Source organism: Pseudomonas sp. Sample_24, assembly GCF_004307605.1.
In the GTDB taxonomy this organism is placed as follows: domain Bacteria; phylum Pseudomonadota; class Gammaproteobacteria; order Pseudomonadales; family Pseudomonadaceae; genus Aquipseudomonas.
In genome coordinates, this window is sequence record NZ_RCNW01000282.1 from 1 (window position 1) to 796 (window position 796).

A 796-nucleotide genomic window follows, 5' to 3' on the forward strand; every position below is an offset into this window, starting at 1 on the left:
TCATCAACGGTGGCGAGCACGCCGATAACAACGTCGACATCCAGGAATTCATGGTGCAGCCAGTTGGCGCCAAGTCTTTCTCGGAAGGTCTGCGCATGGGCACCGAGATTTTCCATCACCTGAAAGCCGTGCTGAAGGCCCGTGGCCTGAGCACCGCCGTTGGCGACGAGGGCGGTTTCGCACCGAACCTGGCGTCCAACGAAGACGCGTTGAAAGTGATCTCCGAAGCCGTGGCCAATGCCGGTTACAAGCTGGGCACCGACGTGACCCTGGCGCTGGACTGCGCCGCGAGCGAGTTCTACGAAGACGGCAAGTACAACCTGTCCGGTGAAGGCCAGGTGTTCACTGCTGAAGGTTTCGCCGACTACCTCAAAGGCCTGACCGAGCGTTACCCGATCATCTCCATCGAAGATGGCCTGGACGAGTCCGACTGGGCTGGCTGGAAAATCCTCACCGACAAGATCGGCGAGAAGACCCAACTGGTAGGCGACGACCTGTTCGTGACCAATACCAAGATCTTGAAAGAAGGCATCGATAAAAAGATCGCCAACTCGATCCTGATCAAGTTCAACCAGATCGGCACCCTGACCGAAACCCTGGAAGCCATCCAGATGGCCAAGGCTGCCGGTTACACCGCAGTGATCTCGCACCGCTCTGGCGAAACCGAAGATTCGACCATTGCCGACCTGGCTGTGGGCACCTCGGCTGGCCAGATCAAGACCGGTTCGCTGTGCCGCTCCGACCGCGTTTCCAAGTACAACCAACTGCTGCGTATCGAAGAGCAGTTGAACGGCAA

General features: G+C 58.3%; 1 protein-coding gene. It reads left to right on the forward strand.

What is annotated here, in order from left to right; genetic code table 11:
• Nucleotides 1-796 (forward strand): phosphopyruvate hydratase (locus D8V06_RS15665; protein ID WP_130931263.1); only part of this gene is annotated, 796 nt, incomplete at both ends.